This is a genomic window from Homoserinimonas sp. OAct 916, from assembly GCF_003260275.1.
Taxonomy (GTDB): Bacteria; Actinomycetota; Actinomycetes; order Actinomycetales; family Microbacteriaceae; genus OACT-916.
In genome coordinates this window covers 99,457-119,865 of record NZ_QJHB01000008.1, presented here as the reverse complement: position 1 = coordinate 119,865, position 20,409 = coordinate 99,457, and the positions used below count along the sequence as shown (strand labels likewise).

The 20,409-nt window shown below is 63.9% G+C and carries 19 protein-coding genes and 1 pseudogene; 13 read left to right on the top strand and 7 right to left on the bottom strand.

The window, feature by feature from the left end:
• The first annotated feature begins 8 nt into the window (after window positions 1-8).
• The 5 genes from DL891_RS10865 (at window position 9) to DL891_RS10845 (ending at window position 5,063) form a co-directional block, all read left to right on the top strand.
• A complete protein-coding gene (locus DL891_RS10865) occupies window positions 9-701 on the top strand; it encodes a dihydrofolate reductase family protein (RefSeq protein WP_111720452.1) in 693 nt (230 codons plus the stop codon).
• Between the two features lie 93 nt (window positions 702-794).
• Entirely contained in the window at window positions 795-1,535 is a 741-nt protein-coding gene (locus DL891_RS10860) for a hypothetical protein (RefSeq protein ID WP_111720451.1), read from the top strand.
• Between the two features lie 43 nt (window positions 1,536-1,578).
• Window positions 1,579-3,162, top strand: coding sequence for an HD domain-containing phosphohydrolase (locus DL891_RS10855; protein WP_111720450.1), 1,584 nt, complete (start codon window positions 1,579-1,581; stop codon window positions 3,160-3,162).
• Window positions 3,159-3,914: an alpha/beta fold hydrolase gene (locus DL891_RS10850; RefSeq protein ID WP_111720449.1), complete on the top strand. Its 756-nt coding sequence runs from the start codon at window positions 3,159-3,161 to the stop codon at window positions 3,912-3,914. Before DL891_RS10855 ends, DL891_RS10850 begins: the two co-directional genes overlap by 4 nt.
• A 6-nt stretch (window positions 3,915-3,920) precedes the next feature.
• Window positions 3,921-5,063: a phosphotransferase gene (locus DL891_RS10845; RefSeq protein ID WP_111720448.1), complete on the top strand. Its 1,143-nt coding sequence runs from the start codon at window positions 3,921-3,923 to the stop codon at window positions 5,061-5,063.
• Between the two features lie 47 nt (window positions 5,064-5,110).
• Here DL891_RS10845 and DL891_RS10840 read toward each other — a convergent pair whose 3' ends face one another.
• Entirely contained in the window at window positions 5,111-6,166 is a 1,056-nt protein-coding gene (locus tag DL891_RS10840) for a helix-turn-helix transcriptional regulator (RefSeq protein ID WP_198668859.1), read from the bottom strand.
• A 103-nt stretch (window positions 6,167-6,269) separates the two neighbouring features.
• Between DL891_RS10840 and DL891_RS10835 the strand changes: the two genes are divergently transcribed.
• Complete coding sequence (locus DL891_RS10835) at window positions 6,270-6,554, top strand: hypothetical protein (protein ID WP_111720447.1); 285 nt, start codon at window positions 6,270-6,272, stop codon at window positions 6,552-6,554.
• Window positions 6,555-6,770: 216 nt separating this feature from the next.
• Here the strand turns inward: DL891_RS10835 and DL891_RS10830 are convergent, their stop codons facing one another.
• Window positions 6,771-7,625, bottom strand: a complete 855-nt coding sequence (locus DL891_RS10830; RefSeq protein WP_111720446.1) for a GNAT family N-acetyltransferase — start codon at window positions 7,623-7,625, stop codon at window positions 6,771-6,773.
• Between the two features lie 458 nt (window positions 7,626-8,083).
• Between DL891_RS10830 and DL891_RS10820 the strand changes: the two genes are divergently transcribed.
• Both DL891_RS10820 and DL891_RS10815 read left to right on the top strand, forming a co-directional pair.
• Window positions 8,084-8,905: a UbiA family prenyltransferase gene (locus DL891_RS10820; protein ID WP_232819116.1), complete on the top strand. Its 822-nt coding sequence runs from the start codon at window positions 8,084-8,086 to the stop codon at window positions 8,903-8,905.
• Entirely contained in the window at window positions 8,902-10,395 is a 1,494-nt protein-coding gene (locus DL891_RS10815) for an NAD(P)/FAD-dependent oxidoreductase (RefSeq protein ID WP_111720443.1), read from the top strand. Before DL891_RS10820 ends, DL891_RS10815 begins: the two co-directional genes overlap by 4 nt.
• Window positions 10,396-10,520: 125 nt before the next feature.
• On the opposite strand, the gene DL891_RS10810 is transcribed toward DL891_RS10815, so the two are convergent.
• Window positions 10,521-11,162: an alpha/beta hydrolase gene (locus tag DL891_RS10810; RefSeq protein ID WP_111720442.1), complete on the bottom strand. Its 642-nt coding sequence runs from the start codon at window positions 11,160-11,162 to the stop codon at window positions 10,521-10,523.
• 6 nt (window positions 11,163-11,168) lie between these two features.
• Complete coding sequence (locus DL891_RS10805; protein WP_111720441.1) at window positions 11,169-12,140, bottom strand: ring-cleaving dioxygenase; 972 nt, start codon at window positions 12,138-12,140, stop codon at window positions 11,169-11,171.
• Between the two features lie 190 nt (window positions 12,141-12,330).
• Between DL891_RS10805 and DL891_RS10800 the strand changes: the two genes are divergently transcribed.
• Complete coding sequence (locus tag DL891_RS10800) at window positions 12,331-12,801, top strand: MarR family winged helix-turn-helix transcriptional regulator (RefSeq protein WP_111720440.1); 471 nt, start codon at window positions 12,331-12,333, stop codon at window positions 12,799-12,801.
• A 116-nt stretch (window positions 12,802-12,917) separates the two neighbouring features.
• Entirely contained in the window at window positions 12,918-13,994 is a 1,077-nt protein-coding gene (locus tag DL891_RS10795; RefSeq protein WP_111720439.1) for a maleylacetate reductase, read from the top strand.
• 56 nt (window positions 13,995-14,050) lie between these two features.
• On the opposite strand, the pseudogene DL891_RS17795 reads toward DL891_RS10795, so the two are convergent.
• Window positions 14,051-14,317: pseudogene (locus tag DL891_RS17795) on the bottom strand (DUF5996 family protein); the annotation flags it as partial.
• A 52-nt stretch (window positions 14,318-14,369) separates the two neighbouring features.
• Here DL891_RS17795 and DL891_RS10790 point away from each other — a divergent pair.
• Both DL891_RS10790 and DL891_RS10785 read left to right on the top strand, forming a co-directional pair.
• Complete coding sequence (locus DL891_RS10790; protein ID WP_111720438.1) at window positions 14,370-15,428, top strand: 2,3-butanediol dehydrogenase; 1,059 nt, start codon at window positions 14,370-14,372, stop codon at window positions 15,426-15,428.
• Window positions 15,429-15,657: 229 nt separating this feature from the next.
• Entirely contained in the window at window positions 15,658-17,232 is a 1,575-nt protein-coding gene (locus DL891_RS10785; RefSeq protein WP_111720437.1) for an aspartate:alanine exchanger family transporter, read from the top strand.
• Between the two features lie 25 nt (window positions 17,233-17,257).
• Here the strand turns inward: DL891_RS10785 and DL891_RS10780 are convergent, their stop codons facing one another.
• Window positions 17,258-17,863 carry an NADPH-dependent FMN reductase gene (locus DL891_RS10780; protein ID WP_111720436.1) on the bottom strand — a complete coding sequence of 202 codons (606 nt, stop codon included), beginning with the start codon at window positions 17,861-17,863 and terminating at the stop codon, window positions 17,258-17,260.
• A 122-nt stretch (window positions 17,864-17,985) separates the two neighbouring features.
• Here DL891_RS10780 and codA point away from each other — a divergent pair, with 122 nt between their 5' ends.
• Complete coding sequence (codA, locus tag DL891_RS10775; RefSeq protein WP_111720435.1) at window positions 17,986-19,245, top strand: cytosine deaminase; 1,260 nt, start codon at window positions 17,986-17,988, stop codon at window positions 19,243-19,245.
• Window positions 19,246-19,283: 38 nt separating this feature from the next.
• Here codA and DL891_RS10770 read toward each other — a convergent pair whose 3' ends face one another.
• Window positions 19,284-20,222: a DMT family transporter gene (locus DL891_RS10770; RefSeq protein ID WP_111720434.1), complete on the bottom strand. Its 939-nt coding sequence runs from the start codon at window positions 20,220-20,222 to the stop codon at window positions 19,284-19,286.
• Window positions 20,223-20,409 lie beyond the last annotated feature (187 nt).

The window sequence follows — 20,409 nt, the reverse complement described above, 5'->3', positions numbered from 1 at the left end:
GAGATCCCGTGTCGAAGGTCCGTGTGCACAACTTCTCTGTCTCCCTCGACGGTTTCGCCACCGGTGAGGGCCAGCGGCTCGACGCCCCCTTCGGCCACGCCGGATCGCGATTGGTCGAGTGGGCGTTCGAGACGCAGACATTCCGTGACATGGGTATCCACGGCGTGAGCGCGGCATCACATGGCGTCGATGAAGCGTTCGCGAGCAACTGGGCACCGGGCGTCGGCGCGGAGATCATGGGCCGGAACAAGTTCGGCCCTCAGCGCGGTCCTTGGCAGAACGAGGACTGGAAGGGTTGGTGGGGCAGTAACCCCGTGTTCCACACGCCGGTCATCGTCCTCACCCACCATCCGCGTCCGCCGGTGGCGATGGATGGAGGCACCACATTCCACTTCGTGGATGCGGATCCGGCCACGGCTCTCGAGCAGGCCCGCGCCCTGGCTGGCGGTTTGGACGTCCGGATCGGGGGCGGGGCAATCACAATCCGGCAGTTCCTCGAGGCGGACCTCGTCGACCGGATGCACATCGTGCTGGTGCCGATCGTGCTCGGCCGGGGCGAGCGGCTTTGGGATGGGCTGGAGGGATTGGAGCAACGGTTCGCCATCGAGGCGACTTCCTCACCCTCCGGCGTGGTGCACCTGAGTTTCGAGCGTAAGAAGCCCGCGTCAAGCGAATCCCTTGCCGGAGGGAGCGACCGATAACCTGTCGGTCATCGTCAGGGATGCGGCATGTACTCCACGATTTGAGGCGGTTGCCTCAGGCCCCGCTGTCGGTGGTCGATTGAGACTGGGGTCATGAATACGATAACGACACCACGCCAAGGGGTAACCGAACTCGAGCTGCACCCAGAACTGGCACCAGGATCTGATGAACGCTTCACCGGGTATGGCGCGATGGGTGTGCCGTATTCCGGTGGGCACTACCTTGTTCTTCGCGACATGCTGGCAACCTCGCTGGGAACTGCATACCGGGCAATCTGGCACCGCAACCCTGCCGGTCGGTGGACGATCTTCACGACCGCCGACCCCGGTGTCAGCTGTCCGCGGTACTTCGGCTCGGTGACCGCCGTCGAGCAGGTTCCGGCGATAGAAGTGAACTGGCGAGATGACTGGAAAATAGACGTCACCATGGGTGCTCGCCTCTCATGGCGGCTGGCGCTCGGCGCAACATCGGCCACGCGAGCAATGACGTCGATGAGCGGTGCCATGCCGCAGTGGTCGTGGAACAACAATGCTGTGCTCGCCTCGATGGGGCCCATGGCGGGTACTTTTTTGGGGGCCGGGCGGATCAGGCTTCGCGGACGCACCCCCAACGGCCAGGCCTTCAAAGCTGCCCCGCTGAAGGTGTGGCGAGTTGTCGGCGGCGACGCCCAACTGGATGGAATCGATTTTGGTGCGGTTGGCCCCTTGGAGGATCAGACCCATCTCGGCGACTTCTGGCTGCCCCAGCGCGGTTTGTTCTTTGTCGGACGAGCCCGGTTCTCAGCAGCGGTGGAAATAACTGGAACGCGTCGCGAAATGGAGTCGGTTGGATGACAACTCACGTGGCCGGAGGCGCAGTGCGGAAGTAGAATAGGCCATGGCGAGTCCGGGAAATAACGGCATCGAACTCCTTCCGCGGCGGGCCGAAGTGTTAGCCGGACTCTCCGTCGCGATCGACCTCGGGCTGGGTCAGCCCGCCGAGCACATGCTCCGGTCGGCGACGATCGCCTGCAGAATCTCTGACCGGCTCGGTCTTGACCCTGTGCAGCGCGGCACCGTCTATTACGTCACGCTGGTGATGTGGATCGGATGCCACGCCGACTCCCAGGAGTACGCTCGCTGGTTCGGCGACGATATCGCTGTGCGGCGTGAGGCCTTCCTGGTCGACTGGTCGGGCATGCCCTACATGCTCTTTCTGCTCGGCAACGTGGCCAAGGGCGAACCGCTTCCGCAACGGCTGAAGGTCATGGGCACGCTCTTCCGGGATGCCCGCGGGCAACTCGCGAAGCTGATCCATTCGCACTGCGCGTCAGCGGCAGTTCTGGCTGCGCACATCGGTCTGACGCGCGAGGTTGCGAATACGCTCGCCTACACCTTCGAACGATACGACGGCGACGGACTGCCGGCCGGCATCTCCGGAGACCAGATCCCCATCGAGATGCGGGTGGCCCAATTCGCTGACATCGCGGAGGTTCACCACCGCATGTACGGCCTCGACGCGGTTGGCGCGATGGCCCGGAGCAGGCGTGGCGGCCACTTCGACCCTGCTGTGGTCGATGCGGTGCTGGCATCCCCTGAAGAGATCTTTACCGATGCGCCCGATGGGGATGCCTGGAGAGAAGCCCTTGGCTACGCACCCGATCGAGACGTGCAGCTCACCGATGAGGGATTCGACCGACTGGTCTGCGCGATCGGCGACTTCGTCGACCTCAAATGCCCTTTCGCGCTGGGCCACTCACGAGCAGTGGCGACGCTTTCGGCATCAGCCGGTGAGCGGCTCGGGTTGGGGAACAGCGAGATCCGCACGCTCCAGCGGGCGGGACACCTTCATGACCTTGGCCGGCTTGGCATCTCCAACCAGGTGTGGTCGAAGCCGGGAAAATTGAGCCAATCGGAGTGGGAGCGAGTGCGGATGCACCCCTACCTGACCGAGCGCGTGCTTGACAGAATCCCCGGGCTGGGCGCCGTGCGCACCGTCGCCCGATCGCACCACGAGCATATTGACGGCACCGGGTATCCGCTTGGCGCTGGCGGGTCGACGCTCGGGCACAGTGAGCGAATCCTCGCCGCCGCAGTCGCCTACCAGTCAGCGTTGGAGCCACGGCCCTACCGAGAGGCTTTGGACCCCGAGCAGGCAATGGCGCGCCTGCTCGCCAGGTGCGCGTCCGGCGCGCTCGACACCGAATGTGTGGGCGCGGTGCTCGATGGTGCCGGGCACCGGGTATCCCGGCTACGGCGCGATGACCTGCTCACCGCGCGGGAGCGCGAAGTGCTGGGACTGGTCTCCCGCGGGTTCTCCAACCGGGAGATCGCCACCCGACTATTCCTGAGCGAGAAGACCGTGCGCAACCACGTCGAGAGGACTTACACGAAAGTCGGAGCGACCAACCGGGTCGGGGCCAGCCTCTATGCGCTTGAGCACGGACTGGTGATGCCGCTGAAGGAGGTGGAGTCCCAATGATCCTCCATCACATCGTGGCGGGAATGGGGCCAGCAGTGCTGTTGCTGCACTCTACGGCGACTGACAGCAGGCAGTGGCAGGCCCAGATCGAGGACCTGGGGCCGGACTTCACCGTGGTGGCGCCCGACCTTCGCGGCTACGGGCGATCACCATTGACATCGGAGCCGTTCTCTCATGTCGACGACATCACCCGCTTGATGGACAGTTTGAGCCTCGAAGACTTTGCCATTGTGGCGTCGTCGGGAGGCGGCGCGATCGCACTCCAGGTCGCCTCCGCCGTTCCGAAACGAGTGCGCGCCCTGGTGCTCCTCTGCGCCGCCGCCCAGGGGGTAGAGCCCACTGCCGAGCTGAGAAGTTTCGGCGAGAAGGAGAACGCGCTCCTGGAGAGCGGAGACGTGGCGGGAGCAACCGAGCTCAACGTAGAGCTGTGGGTGCAGCCGCAGGTCGACGAAGTGACTCGGGACTTGTTCCGCGAGATGCAGTCGCATGCCTTTCGCGTGCAGCTCGCCGCCGGTGACGCTGTGCAGGAGCGCGATGTCCAGACCGATCTTGCCCGCATCACCTGCCCGGTCACTGTCGTGTCCGGAGCCTGCGACCTCAGTTGGTTTCACACGGTCGCCGACCACCTGGCGGCCGAGCTACCCGATGCCACCCGAATTGAGCTGACCTGGGCTGGCCATCTCCCCAATCTCGAGCGGCCAGCCGAAACCTCGCGACTCATTCGGGACTGGATGCGGACTGGGCGACGGTGATCTGCCATGCATGATCGTGAACTTCTCGGGACCGCGAACGTCAGTGATGAGACGCTGACGACGCTCGTTGCGGCGCTTGTCCAGGAGCCGACGAACCGGGTAACGGTGGTGAGCTCAGAGGCCGAGCGTGTCGCGTATGACTTGCCGACGATCACGACGGCCGGTCGTTACTGGGTGCGTGGGCAAGCACTCGTCGCGGGCGAGCCACAACACTACTGCTTCTTCGTCAAACACGTGCAGTCATGGTCCCGTTCACCACTGTTCGCTGAGGTTCCCGCAGAGATCGCTGTGATGGCCGAAGCGGGCGTGCCGTGGCGAGTGGAGCCATTGGCCTACCGCTCCGACCTTGGCCAACGGCTGCCAGCCGGGCTTCGGATGCCGCGCGCACTGGGGGTGTTCGACCTGGATGAGAAGTCAGCCTGTGTCTGGCTGGAGGAGATCATGACGGTGCCAGCCGCCTGGGACGTGGCGCGGTATTCGAAGGCGGCTTACCTGCTGGGCCGGCTGGCTGCCAGCCCGCGAGTGCGGGAGCGTGCCGATGTGGGCGAGTTCGAGTCGAGTGTGCACGACTATTACCACGGACGCCTCATGAACCAGGTGATTCCCGTGCTGCGCAACTCCGACGTCTGGCAGCACCCTCTGGTGGCCAGAGCCTTCGACGACTCGCTTCGAGACCGCCTGCATGAGAGCGCCGACCGTGCCCGCGACCTGGTCGACGAGCTCGCGACGCTGCCGCAGGGCGCGATGCACGGCGACGCCTGCCCGAACAACCTGCTCGTCACGCCAGGCGAGGATGGATTTGCGCTCATCGACTATGGCTTCTTCGGTGAGGGTCCCATCGGTTTCGACCTCGGCCAGCTGCTCGTCGGCGATATCCAGATTGGCCGGCAGAGCGCGTCCACGCTTCAGGAGGTTGAAGACGCGATCCTGCCGTCTTACGTCGACGGGCTTCGCGCGGAAGGCAGCGAGATCTCGGCTGACGTCGTACGGCGCGCCCACGCCCTGCACCTGATGTTGTACACCGGCCTGTCAGCGCTGCCGTTCGAACGCCTCGACAGCGAGCCGACACCGGCCCTGAACCAACTTGCTGCTGACCGAGCCACCATCGCACGCTTCAGCATCGATCTGCTCGACACAACCGAAAGCTAGCAGAGCGGTGGCAGACCGTCGACGACACGCTACCGTATCGAATCGCTTCACCTGCCGAGCGAGAGCGCGAGCAGTTCGCGACGACTCGACGTCAGGGTTTTCGTGAATACCGCCTTGAGATGATCCTGCACCGTGAGCTCACTGATTGACATCAACGTCGCTACGGCGCGGGTGTCCGCACCGTCGGCGACGTGTCGAAACACCTCGGTCTCACGGTTCGTCAGACCATGGGAACGGGAGAAGACGTCGCGGCGCTCCGTAGGCGAGCTGGACTCCATGGTCACCACGATGTCGCGTAGCTCAGTGGGCGCGGAATCACCGAGGCGATCCGCTCGAAGAGTCAGCCAGGAGCCGCCGCCGACATGCACGCGAGCCTGCGCTGGATGGGTATCGACGCCCGCTTCAATCGCTAGAAGTTGAGCGGCCACGTTGTACGCGCTTGCCGGGATGGGACTTTGACCGACCGGCGGCGGGACGAGTGCTTTCAGCCAGTTGTCGGTCTGGGCGGTTTGGGTACGCACAGTGAGCTCGGGTGAAAGTACCAGCGCGCCCGGGCCGCGGCGTTCGGGGGGAAGCTCGGTTGCCCTGAATGCTGCTGCCTGCATGCCTCGGAGAAGTAGGGTGATCGCGGGCCGTGCGCAGGCAAGAGCAGTCGCTTCGTCATTGGTGAAGAGGCTCTCGCGGCGCCACAGGTCCAGAAACCCCCACCAGCCAAAACGGTCGTTGAAGACCACCGAGACGACATCGATGATGCCGAGGCCAGCCAAATATTCGCGCCACAACCCGCTTTGTTCGGGGCGCCCAGCCGTGGCATGAACCAAGGTCGCGCACCCGCTCTCAGACAACCCGGTCCACCTGTTCACCGGAGTGACGTATTTCAGTCGGATCAGGCTCGGAAGGGTGGCGAGGTCGGGAACGTCTGCCACGGGTGAACAGCCGACGCTGGTCGTGGGATCCGTGAGCAAGAATGCGTAGTTGTCGAAAGGGATCAAATTGCGAATGACGTTCAGGATCTGTGCGCGCAGGTCACGATCGTCGACGCCAGCAGCGGCAATGCGCTCCACGGCATTCGTCAGACGTGCAGCCCCTGTGCGACCTGTCACGTTGCAAGCTTAACCCTGGTCGACCCCCAGATCTCTGGGATGGTGGCCGCCTTCGGCTCGTCCTATCGTCAAGACAACGCACCATCCCAATTTTGGAGGAGCCATGTCCACACTACGTATCGAACACGCCATCAGTGACTTCCACACGTGGCACGAGGCCTTCGGGCGATTTGCAGCGCAGCGCAAGGAGGGTGGGGTTCTTGTCGAGCGGATCACGCAACCGGTCGACGATCCGCACTACGTGTTCATTGATCTTGAGTTCGCCACTGTTGCAGCAGCACAACGGTTCCAGCAATTCCTGGAGACGCAGGTGTGGTCGAATCCTGCCAACTCGCCCGCGCTCGCGGGCACCCCGCGATCACGCGTCACGGAGATGGCGCCTGCCTGAACCCATCGAACGCAAATTGGGTGGGGCCCTCGACAGTGCTCGTGAGATCAGATCTGATAACACGCACGACCGGGCAACCCTGTCACCCATTCACCCGCGCCCATCCAGCCGTGGCTGGTGTCCATCTCCAATCGGGTGAGCTCCGACCAAACGCCGGACTTTCGCACCCAAGGTGATCGGTGATGACGTTCAGATCGGCGCCGAAAAAACCTCCGGCTAGCCCTCACCGGCCGGTACCGGATCGATGTCGTCGAGAGTTCTTTGGCGCTCGCGCTTGCTGTCGTCAGTTTTCTCCAAGAGCGTCTCCGTTTCCGTTGCGGTGAAACCGACGGAGCGGTACACGCGGTCCGCACCGCTCTCGGGGTCGGCCACGATCACGAGCGTGCGGGCGCCGAGCGTATTCAGCGCGTAGGTTCCGGCGGCATGCACAACCGTCGCGCCGAGACCCCTGCGCCGGTAGTCGGGGTGCGTATCGACACTCTGGTACCGGGCCACACCGGAACCGTCGCTGAACACTCCGCATCCGGAAACCATCAGATCCCCGGCGAATGCGCCGAACCACGCACCATGGCCCTCTCGTTGCAGAGCCCGCAGAGTAGCCATGCGTCGTATCAAGAACGTCGTGTAGCCGCGAGGCTCTTCCTCCGTGTTGTTCGCCACCTGCAACGCGATCGCGGCGGCCCAGTCGTTGTCTTTGTCGACATCGAGAACGCGCGTGTCAACATTCTGTACCCGACGCGATGGAGGCACCATCTGGGTGGCGGTCATCACCGGAGATGACTCAGCGCGGAGGCGAACAGACAACAATTCCTCAGCACCACCGGAATCGCCGCCGCGGCTGTCGATGCCGATCGCGACGTATTCCGCGTGCGGAAACTCCTGTCTGAATACGTCGACCCACTTCCTCAGCGAGCCGGGATGGGGCGTTGCATCGAGGAGTATGAAATTGCCCCAACGGAACGTCGGGTTCGACGGAGTGCGCACGCACAAGTATCCATCGTGCTGCTCGATGGTGCTGCCCTGAAGTTGCAGCAGCATGAGATCGGTGCGGAATCCGAGCGAGCTAACCATTGCTGAGTGAGCCTTCCGAGTGGTCCAAGTCAAGCAGTTTCAGGTGCGTCACGCCCAACGCCCGACGCGCGCAGCGAGCCCTCGCGGTCTCTCGAATCCGTCAGGTGAGGCAGACTCGAACATCATCACACCATTCTCAACGGTCGTGCGGTGAAACACACGGTGCCGCGAATAGGATTTTCATCATCGAACACAATCTCGACGACCGGTGACTGGGCGGTGCAGATCTCTGAACCCGGCTCAACTCATGAGCGTTGCGAGTGCATACTTTTGGTCGCCCACGACGCAGCGCTTGAGAAGGTACTCTCGAACAGACCGAACCCAACCGTGGCGGCCACCACCTGAAACCGACTTTGACCACAATCGCCAGCAGGACTCTCTGGAGCTCCGACTAGTGGGGGAGGATCTGCCCAGTGTGCAGCACGAAGACCTCCCTGCGTGTGCAACGCATTGTTCATGTGTCCCGACCAGTGCTCTGGGTCAATGCGATCGGCCCCGCCGTCATCGGGATGTGGTTGGCGGGCTCGCTCTGGGATTGGGCTGCACTGCCGTTGCTGCTCTGGTTGACGCTGCCGTTCAACCTGCTGATCTACGGGGTCAACGATGTCTTCGACCAGGACACCGATGCCCTCAACTCCCGAAAGGGGTCGCTGGAGGGCGCCCGGATCGCTTCGTCGGAAGTGCGCACCATCCTCATCTGGGTGACTGCGACCAACGTGCCGTTCATGGCGTGGTTCGCGCTCACGATACCGGCTGCCGCGTTGGCCTGGATCGGCGCCTATATCCTGGTCTTTTTGTTTTACTCGGCACCTCCGCTTCGGTTCAAGGCCCGACCATTTTTGGATTCCCTGAGCAACGCGGCCTACGCCTTTCCGCTGGTCTTCGTTCCCTACGCCCTGGGGGCGCCACCGGTGTGGCCGGCAGCGCTCGGACTGATGGCGTGGAGCGTGGCCAAACACGCCTATGACGCAGTGCAAGACCGTGAGGAAGACCGCGCCGTCGGCATCACCACCACCCCGGTGCTGTTGGGGGTGCGCGGTACCGCAGTGTGGAGCGGCGTGTGGTGGGTTGTCGCCACAGTGTTCTTTGCGTGGGTGAACTGGCCGGTGGCGGTGGTCAACGCGTTGATCGCCGGTTTTCTGGTGGTCGCCCTGTTGCGCCGGCCCCAGCCCGCGACCGGCCGCCGTCTTTACCGCTACTCGATCGCGTTTCCCTACGTCGCCGGCACGGTGGCCGGGATACAACTGGTGGCCGCACTGACCCTCGGGAGATTTCCGTGAAACGGGTAGTTGTCGTTGGCGGCGGCATCGGAGGATTGACGGCGGCCGCCCTGCTGGGCGCAGCCGGCCACCGCGTCACCCTGCTCGAGGCGACTGACCAATTGGGTGGCAAGAGCCGACGAATCATATTGGCGGGGCAGATGCTCGACACCGGTCCGTCAATGGTCACCTTCCCCGACGTCTGGGCCGAACTTTTGAATCGGTTCGATGGCCTGCGCTGCACTGCAGAAGGGCGCCACCACCCGGGCTCCGAGTCGGCTTCACGAACAACAGGATCATCATCAACCAGCGCATCGGGCGCGGAGCAGATCTCCGGGCTTGAATTCGAACGCCTGCCCGACGTCGGCACCTACTACTGGCATGGCAGCGAGGTGACGTTGCCGGTACCACTCGGCCACCCATGGCATGGCGCCTGGGCGCGGTTCGAGGCCGAACACGGCGGGCTCGGCCCTGACATCACCCGGCTGCTCACCGCGCCTCCGCTGAACCGGCGCTCCTTCCCGGCCCTCGGCAGGCTCGGGCAGACGTACGGGCGGCGCCTGACCACGCGCAGCTATCTCGATGGTCTTGACTGGATGCCGGGGGGGCTGCGCGAGATCATCGCCATCCACACACTCAACGCCGGCGTTGGGCCCTCGCGCACGCCTGCCCTGTACGCCTCGATGCCCGCCGTCATGGCGCACGACGGCGTCTTCGTTCCGCGAGGCGGCGTGAATGAAATGGTCGGCGCCCTTCACCGGCTCGGCGAGGAGGTCGGCGTCGCCTTCCACACGGAGGAACCCGTGGTCTCCATATCGTCCCACCGGGTGGTGACCGGCCGGGCCGCGTACCCGGCCGATATCGTCGTCAGCGGCATCGACGCGCAGCGCCTGGGTGGTCTGCTCGCGGGTGGTCGCACGCCGAAAGTGCCGCGCCGGATGAGTTGCTCTGCAGTGGGCATCTACGCGGTGCTGGATCCCGCGCTGCCGGCGGGTACGCCGCGGCACTCGGTGCTGGTGCCGGATCAGCCGGCCGCGCTGTATGCGGCGCTCGAAGCACGGAAGGAACCGGCCGAGACCATGGCCTTCGCGAACTATTACCCCGCGCATACGGTCAACGGCAACGACGCCGCAACGCTGGCGCTGCTGCTGACTGCGCCGGCGAACGGGAAGCTGTACACGCTACGCGACCCATTCGTGGTTCGAGAACTCGAGCGCGCCACCCGAGCACTCATGTTGGATCGGCCGCTTGAAAGCCATTTTGCCGAAACCACGATCCTGGACCCGGCATACTTCGCGACCAACGGGTCCTCGCGGGGCGCCCTGTACGGGGCGGTGCGGCCGATGTGGATGAGCGGGCCATTCCACAACCCGCCGCATCGCAGCCTGTTGCGGCCGTGGCTCTGGAGGGTGGGGGCCTCGGTGCACCCCGGCGGCGGGCTGCCGGCCGTGATGGGTGGGGCCATCATGGCGACCGAGAAACTACTCAGCCACCTGAAGTCGCGAAAGTAATCGGGGACAGACGGCCTGCGGTGAACGATCCTGCAGCGACGGGGGAGCATGCACGAGAGCACCAGATGCTGGTTCGCCGGCCGCTCTGCCGACGGCGCAGCCTGTCCATCGCCCGGAGATCCTCGCTACTTCTCGAGGGCGCGTGCCATCCACTCCTTCGCGGCGGCCAGATCGGCCCGGGCGATGCCGTGTCCGCCCGGACGCCGGACCTGCTCTGCGTCGGCGCCGTTCTGCCGCAAGGTGGTGATGAGCGTGTCGACGCTGCCGAGTGGGGCCATCGGGTCGGCCTCGCCGTTCAGAGCGAGAATTCTGCTCCCCGTCAACTCGACCGAGGACTCCCGGTCTCCGAAGGGATACATGCCGGAGAACGCGATCACCTGGCTCAGAGCCTTCGGGTGCAGCATGGCCGTGGCCAGGGCGATGTTGGCGCCGTTGGAGAACCCGACCGCGATGACCGGGCGTCCGGCCAGGTCGTAGTGCTCCCGGGCCGCTGTCAGGAAGCCGGCCAGATCGCCCGCGCGCGCAATGACGTCGTCGACGTCAAAGTTTCCTTCGCCGTGGCGACGGAACCAGCGGAGCTTTCCGTTTTCCTGGACAGCCCCCCGGGGTGCGAGGATGCCGGCGCCCGGGTGGAGTTCTGCGCCGAGGGATGCGATGTCGTTCTCATTGCTGCCAGTGCCGTGCAGCATCAGCAATACCGGTGTGTCCGCCTCCCCGGGGGTGTACAGGTGCGGCCAGCCGGTGACGGCGGTGGTACTCGTGGTCATCAGGATCTACCTCTCGGCCATCGCGGGGTTGTTCTCCGCCGGGACCTGGATCCGGGCGACGGAGTTTTCGATGGCTTCGCGCGAGGGTTCGAGCCACGGCGGCAGCTTCAGGGAGCGACCCAGTTCCAGAAGCGGTTCATCAATGTCGAAGCCCGGGGTGTCCGTGGCGATTTCGAAGAGAACGCCGCCGGGTTCGCGGAAGTAGATGGAGGTGAAGTATTGGCGGTCCAGGATCTCGGTGACGTGGAATCCGCGCTCGACCAGTTCCTGGCGCCACTTCTCCTGCGTCGCGGCGTCGGGCACCCGGAAGGCGATGTGGTGAACGGTTCCGCCGGCGGTGAGGCCGGGCCGACCATTGGGTTCGGCGATGACGTCGACGATGTTCCCCGGTCTGCCGTCACCGGCGGCCAGGCGCGTGCGGTTGCCGGTCGTTTCGATCAGGTGCAGGCCGAGGTCTCCGGTGAGCACACCGATGGTCTTGTCCGGGTCGGCCACAGTGAGGACCGAGGAGTGCTGGCCGCGCACCGCGTATTCGGCGGGCACGGAGGCGGAATCCCAGGGATTTCGGGGATCAATGGTGGAGGAGGCGATCAGGTCCAGCTGGAGCCCGTCGGGGTCCCGCAGGGAGAGTCGCTCCTCATCGGCCGAAGCCCGAGTGATGCTGGATTCGACGCCCAGGCCCTTGAAATGGTTCTGCCACCAGCCCAGGGTTCCCTCCGGAACGGAGAAGGCGGTGGACGTGGACTGGCCCGCCCCGACCCGACCCGAGGAGATGCCCTTCCACGGGAAGAACGTCATGAGCGAGCCGGGCCGGCCAGCTTCGTCGCCGTAATACAGATGGTAGGTGGACGGGTCATCGAAGTTGACCGTCTTCTTCACCAGACGCAGGCCGAGTCCCTGCACGTAGAAGTCGATGTTGGCCTGCGGATCGCCGGCGATAGCGGTGACGTGGTGCAAGCCTGATGTGTTTACGGTCATGTGACCCTCCGAATGTTGTGGGCAGTTCCGGTCACGAAGACCGGGCGCGGATATTCATGCGAATGTATCTCTCTAGAATATTGTGTCTCAGGAAGGTAATTTAGTCAACTCGCAAGAGGATGCTTCGAAAGAAGGTTGCCAGCGAATAACTTCCTACATGAGCTAATGTGGGAGCAGAGAGGATGAGTCGATGAGTCAGCAGGCATCAGCAACGGCACGCCGAGGCGTTGATCCGGTCACCCAGTGGGGCCTGGTCATTGAAGGCTTCCAGATCACCAACACAAAGCTGCACCGGGCGGTCACTGACGCCTTCTCCCTTGATCCGGCGGAGGCCGAGACGTTGCTGCGGCTCACACGCAGCCCGGACAACAAGATGCCGATGGCGGCGCTGGCCCGGGAGGCGGCGTTCAGCACCGGAGGGTTCACCAAAGTTGCAGACCGCCTGGCCAAACGCGGGCTCGTGGAGCGTAACCCCTGCGCCGATGACCGCAGGGTGGTCTACCTCACACTGACGGGCTCGGGCGCAGGATTGGCTGACGAACTCGCGGGCCTCGTGGCCGGAATCGTCCAGGAGATCTATGTCGACGTGCTGGGAGCGGACAGGGCGGCGATGGTCGCTGAAGCGATGGCGGAGCTGCGCGCGGCCCACGCACACCGGTAGCACCCCCGGCGTTCCAGTGAGAAGTTGGAACGGTCCGAGGAAGGGCATTTCCCCGTCCATCAGCCCCAGCCGCCATCCGGTTCGCCCCCGAGACCAGTAACCGACCAGGAGTCGCCATGGAACGGCAGAGAAAGTTCGAACACATCACCTTGGGCCAGCGCGTGCTGTTCGGCACTGGCAACGCAGCGGAACACCTGGCCGGCGAGGTGGAACGCCTGGACGCGAAAAGGGTCATGGTGATCACCTCGGCCAGGCAACGGCCTGAAGCGGAACGGATCATCGCCGACATCGACCCCGTACTGATCCATGACGAGGTAGCCCCGCACGTCTCCATCGGCCAGGCGGAGAACGCCCGGAACGTGGCAATCAATAACGGCATCGACCTGCTGGTCAGTATCGGCGGCGGATCCACGACCGGCCTGTCCAAAGCCATCGCCCTGAAAACAGATCTGCCCATCGTCGCCATTCCGACCACCTACGCAGGCTCCGAGGCGACCAACGTGTGGGGACTGACCGAATCATCCCGTAAGACCACGGGAGTCGATGACCGCGTTCTGCCGGTGACCGTGATCTACGATGCCGCGCTCACGCTGTCGCTGCCGAAGGAAGTGAGCATTGCCTCCGGCATGAACGCCCTGGCCCACTGTATCGATTCGATGTGGGCGCCCCGCACCGACCCCATCAATCAGGCGCTGGCCCTAGACGGCATCCGCACCCTGAGCAAGGCGCTCCCAGCGATCAGCAACGACCCGAACGACCTGGCTGGCAGGGAACAGGCGCTGTACGGGTCATACCTCTCCGCGGTCGCCTTCGCGTCCGCCGGATCCGGCCTGCACCACAAGATCTGCCATGTGCTGGGCGGCCGATGGAACATGCCCCACGCTCAAACCCACGCAGTCGTGCTCCCGTACGTGCTGGCTTTCAACGCTCCCGCCGCTCAGGGGGCGGCCCACAGAATCGCGGACGCGCTGAGTGCCGAGAACGCCGTGGACGGACTGAACTCCCTGCGCGCCGCAGTGGGTGCACCAACAGCACTCAAAGACCTCGGGCTGTCTGCAGAAGGCATCAACGAAGCCGTCCAGCTCATCCTGCCCGCCATCCCCGCGTCCAACCCCCGTCGCGTCACCGAGGAGAACCTCACCGCTCTGCTTGGTGCAGCCCACGCCGGAACCTCACCGGGTAGCATGTGCTGATCCGGACGTCGGAGCGTCATTGTGGTCACCGCCGGGCGTGGGGAGCTGAACGCACGATCCGCATCAGGCAGGTCGAACGGGTGTGGCAAGGCGACCTCCGCCTTCACCCCCAACGTCGCCAATCCCTGTCCGAGGCGGTCATAGAACGCGGTGACTGACAGCCCCATCAGCGAGAACGAGTACCGCTGCCCGGCCGTGGTGGTCAAGTCCAACCGGTGGTCCTCTGCATTCGAACTCGTTCGGCGGAGACGCGCACCGGACGCGGTCCCGTGCTTCAAGCCCGGTATACGGGCCCCTCGAGGGCTGCGGGGGACAGTGGACATTTTTCCGATGATCGCCATACACTCGAACTACAACTGTTGAGGGAGATGCGTCATGAGAGCAGCCCGCTACTACGACCGCAAGGACATCCGGATAGAAGACGTTCCGGAGCCGGAGTTGACGCCTGGAACCGTTGCGATCGACGTCGCCTGGAACGGGATCTGCGGCACGGATCTGCACGAGTACCTAGAAGGACCGATCTTCATCCCGCCTGCTGGCTCGCCGCATCCGATCTCCGGTGAAGAGGCACCGGTGACGTTGGGACATGAATTCTCGGGCACGGTGACCGCCCTCGGCGAGGGCGTCGATGACCTCCAGATCGGCGAGAGCGTCGTGGTGGAGCCGTACATCATCCGCGATGACGTCGAAGTGGGTCCGGGGCACTCCTACCAGCTCTCCGATGACATGAATTTCATCGGTCTGGCCGGTCGAGGCGGCGGCCTCGCCGAAAAGATCGTGGTGCAACGACGGTGGGTGCATCCGGTCGGCGATATCCCGTTGGATGAGGCGGCACTCATCGAACCGCTGTCCGTCGCACACCATGCATTCGTGCGCAGCGGTGCGAAAGCGGGAGATGTCGCTGTCGTCGGTGGGGCCGGCCCCATCGGCCTGCTGACCGCTGCCGTGCTGAAGGCGTACGGCTTGACCGTCTACATCTCCGAGCTCAGCGCGGCGCGCAAGAAGGCTGCCTTGGAGACCGGGGTCGCCGACGAGGTGTTCGACCCGCGCGAGGTCGACGTCGCCGACAAGGTGCGTGAACTCACCGGGGCCGGTGCGGACGTCGGATTCGAGTGCAGTTCCGTCCCGGTGGTGCTCGACATGCTGATCGACGCCGTGCGCCCAGGGGCTGTCATCGTGAATGTCTCCATCTGGAGTTACAAGCCCGAAGTGGACATGCCAGCTCTGGTTCTCAAAGAGATCGATCTGAGGGGGACGATCGGTTACGCGAACGACCATCCCGCCGTGATCAAGCTGGTGCAGGAGGGCAGGGTCAGGCTCGCGCCGTTCATCACCGCGAGGATTCCGCTGGACGAGCTTGTCTCGGGCGGCTTCGACCAGCTCATCAACAACAACGAGGAGCATGTAAAGATCCTGGTGAATCCAAACGAATAGTCGGACAGACTCGAGTGTCCCTGAGCCGGAGTGCGCCGATCGGTTCTCAGATCGCAGCTCCCTCGGGACGTTGGCACGCTTGATAGCGTGTGATAGTGACGAGTCTCAGGGTGCTCAACCTCGCTGTGTCCTTGTTGCATGAGCCGCATCACGTTTTCGGGCTTCCGTGTGAGGCAACGTGTCTTAGTGGCGTGAACCTCATTTTTCGGTCTGTCCTGAAGGAGGTTGAGTGGTAGCCCTCGACATCCTGGCGAACTCTCCCCTTCTGACAGTCTTCCTTGTCGTTGCGCTGGGGACCGCGTTCGGCGCAATCCCATTCGGGCCGCTGCGATTCGGCTCCGCGGGAGCCCTGTTCGTTGGACTGAGCCTCGGAGCCGTGGATCCTCGCCTCGGGGAAGGGCTCGCCCTCATCCAGACCTTGGGGCTCGCCCTCTTCGTCTACACAGTGGGTCTCGCAGCGGGCAACACGTTTTTCCGGGACCTCCGACGGCAACTGCCGTTGATGGTCGCAGCCGTCGTCGCAATCCTCGGGGCGGGAACAGCCGCGGTCGGGATCGGGAGGCTCCTCGACCTGGGAGGGGCGCTCACGGCGGGCACGTTCGCGGGGGCTTTGACCTCGACTCCGGCGCTCGCCGCCGCAACGGCCGCCGCCGGCACCTCCGAACCCGCAGTCGGGTATTCGCTCGGATATCCGATCGGAGTGACGGTTGCAATCCTCGCCGTGTCGGTCGTTGTCAATCGAACGTGGCCCGCGCGCCGCGACCCACAGCCGACAGCGAGTCTCGGACTGGACGCATGCACCGCACTGGTGAACACCCGAACACGGTTCGAGGATGTGCCCGGGTTCGCCGACCAGCGTGTTCTGATCTCGTACCTCGATCGTGACGGCCGCACTCGCGTGGCCACACCCGGCGAGGAACTCCAGCCCGGAGACCGGGTCGTGGTCGTCGGTCCGCTGGCGCGCGTCAACGAGGCAATCGCCCACCTGGGCGAACGAGCCACTGAACACCTCGCCGATGATCGCACGTCGGTCGACTTTCGGCGGTTCGTGGTATCACGTCGACAGGTCGCCGGCCTCAGCGTCGCAGAGTTGGACATGCCCGGACGCTTCGGGGGTGTGATCACACGCGTTCGGCGCGGGGACCTCGACCTCCTGGCGCGCGACGATCTGACCCTCGACCTCGGCGATCGGGTTCTCGCCGTCGTGCCGAGTGACGAACTCGAGGCCGTCTCAGAGTTCCTCGGTGATTCCGAGCAGCGGGTTTCTGAGATCGATGCGTTCACCGTCGGCATCGGCATGGCGCTGGGCTTGGGGCTGGGGCTGATCGCCCTCCCGCTGCCCGGAGGGGTGAGCTTCTCGCTCGGGTCGGCGGCGGGTCCGCTCCTGGTCGGGATGGTGTTGGGTGGGCTCGAACGAACCGGACCGGTTGTGTGGGGCATGCCGGCGGCCGCGAATCGAACGATCCGACAGTTGGGGCTGCTGTTGTTCCTCGCCGCGGTTGGGCTGTCCTCCGGTCAGGACTTCGCTTCGCAAGCGTTCACACTGGTCGGGCTGAAGGTACTCCTCACTGCGGTTCTGATCGTCACCATTGCGGCGGCCGTCCTGCTCGTCACCGCGCGACGGATCGGGGTGAGCGCTCCACGAGCCTCGGGAGCCCTTGCAGGCCTCGTCGGTCAACCCGCCGTCCTCGCCTATGCGGACTCACGAGTCGTCGACGAAAGGGTGGAGGGCGGTTACGCGGCAATCTTTGCGCTCGGGATCATCGTGAAGATCCTTCTGGCGCAGCTGATCGTCGTCCTGTGACCCGCACCGTGGCAGATCCGGTGGTTCACGTGTCCGAGGACCGCGGCTGCGGAACCACAGTCAGCACCCGTGTGATGAACTGGAGAAACGTGTTCATGTAGTCGCGCAGAAATTCGGCGGTGCCTTCGTTGGTGACGTCGCCGTCATCGGTGATCAGCCCATCGGTGATCTGGATGTAGGCCTCCGGCGCGTTCATTTGTGGCGAGTTGCAGAAGCTGAGCACGCTGCGCAGGTTCTGTTGCGCGACGGCCGTGCCGATCGCCCCAATGGATCCACCGATGACAGCCGACGGCTTACCGGAAAACGAGTTCTCGCCCCACGGTCGACTCGCCCAATCGATCGCGTTCTTGAGGCCCCCAGGGATCGACCGATTGTATTCCGGGGTGACGAACAATACGGCGTCGACCGACTCGATGGACTGCTTGAGCGCACGTCCTTCTGGCGGGTAATCGGCGTCGAAGTCGTAGCTGTAGAGCGGCAGGTCGCGGATGGGGATCTCGGTGAACTCAAGTTCGACCGGTGCGAGGCGAATGAGAGCCTGCGACAGCATACGATTGATCGAATTAGTCGCCAGGCTGCCGACGAAGTAACCGACGGAGTACGGTGGCTGGTGGTGCTGAATGGTGGGCATGGCTCGTCCTTTCCAACGGCAAGTGTAGACCTGCGCAACACTCACTCAGAGAGCTTCTTCCCAACCTCTGAAAATGGGCGGGGACGTAGCCGGCGGATCAACTGAAATGACATGAGGAAGCGATGAAGAAGTTCACCAACGCTCGAATCTACCGACAGCACGACCACGCCAGCGAGATCTTGGTCGACAAGGGTGTGATCACGCAGATCGGCACGAATCTGCCCGAAGCAGACGAGGAAATCGACCTGGGCGGCCGGCTGGTGGTGCCGCCGTACGTCGATGCCCACCTGCACCTGGATTACGTGTACACCGCCCGCAACGAGGGCGCCACAAACACGAGCGGCACGCTGTTTGAAGGCATCGCCCGCTGGCACGATGTCAAGAAGACCCAGACACTCGAGGATGCGCGCGAACGTGCGCTGAAGGGCATCGAGGAAGAGGTTTCCAAAGGCGTGCAGTTCATCCGCACCCACATCGACGTGGATGATCCGAAACTGACCGGCCTGAAGGCAATGCTGGAAATCCGCGAACAACTGAGGGACAACGTCACCATCCAGATCGTCGCATTCCCGCAGGAGGGTATGTACGCCTACAAAGGCGGCGATGAGATGATCGAGGAGGCGCTGAAGATGGGCGCGGACTGCGTCGGGGGCATCCCGCACTTTGAATGGGCACGCGAGATCGGTGAGAAGTCCGTCCGTCGGACCGTCGAACTGGCCGAAAAGTACGGCAAGCTGATCGACGTACACTGCGACGAAACCGACGATGTGATGAGCCGGTTCGTCGAGCTGCTCAACGCCCTGGTGATGATCGAAGGCATTGGTGCCCGCACGACCGCCAGCCACACCTGCTCCTTCGGCTCGGTGGACAACGCCTACGCCTACCGCATGATGGGACTGTTCCAGAAGTCGGGGATGAACTTCACCGCGAATCCCACCGAGAACGCTTATCTTCAGGGTCGTCAGGACTCCTATCCCAAACGGCGCGGCCTCACCCGGGTGAAGGAGATGTGGGAGAACGGAATCAACGTCTGCTTCGGCCAGGACTCCATCAACGACCCGTGGTATCCGGTGGGCAACGGCAACATGATGAACATTCTCGACAACGGCATCCACCTCGCACAGATCATGTCCTTTGACGAGTTGGACAGGTGCTTGGACCTGATCACCTACAACGGCGCCAAGACCCTGAACGTGGAAGACCGGTACGGAATCGAAGTGGGCAAGCCGGCGAACTTTCTGGTACTGAACGCCAATACGCCGTTCGAGGCCGTGCGTCAGCGCGCCGACGTGCTGGCTTCGATTCGCAATGGCGAATACCTGTTCAAGCGCCCCGCGCCAAGCTACGAGATCGAGATCGATCTCTTCAGGAAGACCAGGTAAGGGAAGCAACTGGTGGCGTTGCTGAAGTGGGCCGTCGCCTATGGGTGAACCGGCAGGCCGGGCTTGGGTTGTTGCCGAGAGAGTTGGATCACCCCGTAGATGGCGATCAGTCCGGCAACGATGAATACCGCCCCCGCCCAAAGCGGCGCGGATGTGGCCTCGCCGAGAACGATGATTCCGATGGTTACCCCGACAAGTGGGTCGATGACGGTGAGCGCCGCGACAACCAGTTCCGGCGACCCGGACGAGTAGGCGGTTTGAACGAAATAGGTTCCGAGGAGCGCCGCGACGACCAGCCCGAGCAGGCAGGCGCCGGTCAACCAATCTGCGGGCGTGATGTGAAATCCTCCGTGGATGATTGTCTGAATTCGCGTGATGAGCACCTTTGCGAGCGTTGCGACGAAGCCGAAGAGAACTCCTGCCGCTGCCACGTAGAAAATTCGGCTGAATCGCTTGCGCAGGAAGACGAACGCCAATCCGAGCGCGATCAGGATGCACACCAGAACGATCACCACGATTCCCAATTGGGAGTCGGTGATCGGGACCGTGGTGGTGGTCAGAGATGCAACGGCCACGAACAGGCCGACCCCGCCGACGCAGTAAATGATGGCGCGAATCGTGGCCGCTGTGAGCTTCGTCTTGGCTATCCGGGCGGTGATGACCGAGGTGAGGACCAGCGCGATCGCGCCTAGCGGTTGCACCACCGTCAACGGGGCGAGGTAGAGGCTGACCAGTTGGAAGACGATTGCGAGCCCGAGCATGAGCGTCCCGATCAGCCACGACGGACGTGTGGCCAGGGAGAGAAGTTGCCCCATTCCCAAACCCGATCGTCCAGCTTCGACCTTCTCCGTGTCGTGTACCTTCGCGACTCCGTGCTGTTGGAACTGCGCTCCTAAAGAGAGGAAGATCGCACCGACGAGCGCAACCGGGATGCCGAGCGCCTGAGCCGGCGTCAGAGAGATCACCTCAAGGCTCATGCTGTCACGCCCTCCCGGTAGAACTCGCGATATTTGACGCTCCGTTAAGCATCATAAGTCTCGCCCGCGCACTCGGCTCTTCGGCCACGGAGGGTCGGCGTCCCCCCAGGTCGGTCGACTCGCGACCGCCGGCGACGATCAATGTGGAACTTCCGTGCCGCGTGAAGGCATGTGGGTGGGGAGACCG

Coding starts and splice junctions, on each gene's coding strand:
- DL891_RS10860 (WP_111720451.1), top strand. CDS start 795: ATGAATACGATAACGACACCACGCCAAGGGGTAACCGAACTCGAGCTG.
- DL891_RS10855 (WP_111720450.1), top strand. CDS start 1,579: ATGGCGAGTCCGGGAAATAACGGCATCGAACTCCTTCCGCGGCGGGCC.
- DL891_RS10850 (WP_111720449.1), top strand. CDS start 3,159: ATGATCCTCCATCACATCGTGGCGGGAATGGGGCCAGCAGTGCTGTTG.
- DL891_RS10845 (WP_111720448.1), top strand. CDS start 3,921: ATGCATGATCGTGAACTTCTCGGGACCGCGAACGTCAGTGATGAGACG.
- DL891_RS10835 (WP_111720447.1), top strand. CDS start 6,270: ATGTCCACACTACGTATCGAACACGCCATCAGTGACTTCCACACGTGG.
- DL891_RS10830 (WP_111720446.1), bottom strand. CDS start 7,625: ATGGTTAGCTCGCTCGGATTCCGCACCGATCTCATGCTGCTGCAACTT.
- DL891_RS10810 (WP_111720442.1), bottom strand. CDS start 11,162: ATGACCACGAGTACCACCGCCGTCACCGGCTGGCCGCACCTGTACACC.
- DL891_RS10805 (WP_111720441.1), bottom strand. CDS start 12,140: ATGACCGTAAACACATCAGGCTTGCACCACGTCACCGCTATCGCCGGC.
- DL891_RS10800 (WP_111720440.1), top strand. CDS start 12,331: ATGAGTCAGCAGGCATCAGCAACGGCACGCCGAGGCGTTGATCCGGTC.
- DL891_RS10795 (WP_111720439.1), top strand. CDS start 12,918: ATGGAACGGCAGAGAAAGTTCGAACACATCACCTTGGGCCAGCGCGTG.
- DL891_RS10790 (WP_111720438.1), top strand. CDS start 14,370: ATGAGAGCAGCCCGCTACTACGACCGCAAGGACATCCGGATAGAAGAC.
- DL891_RS10780 (WP_111720436.1), bottom strand. CDS start 17,863: ATGCCCACCATTCAGCACCACCAGCCACCGTACTCCGTCGGTTACTTC.
- codA (WP_111720435.1), top strand. CDS start 17,986: ATGAAGAAGTTCACCAACGCTCGAATCTACCGACAGCACGACCACGCC.
- DL891_RS10770 (WP_111720434.1), bottom strand. CDS start 20,222: ATGAGCCTTGAGGTGATCTCTCTGACGCCGGCTCAGGCGCTCGGCATC.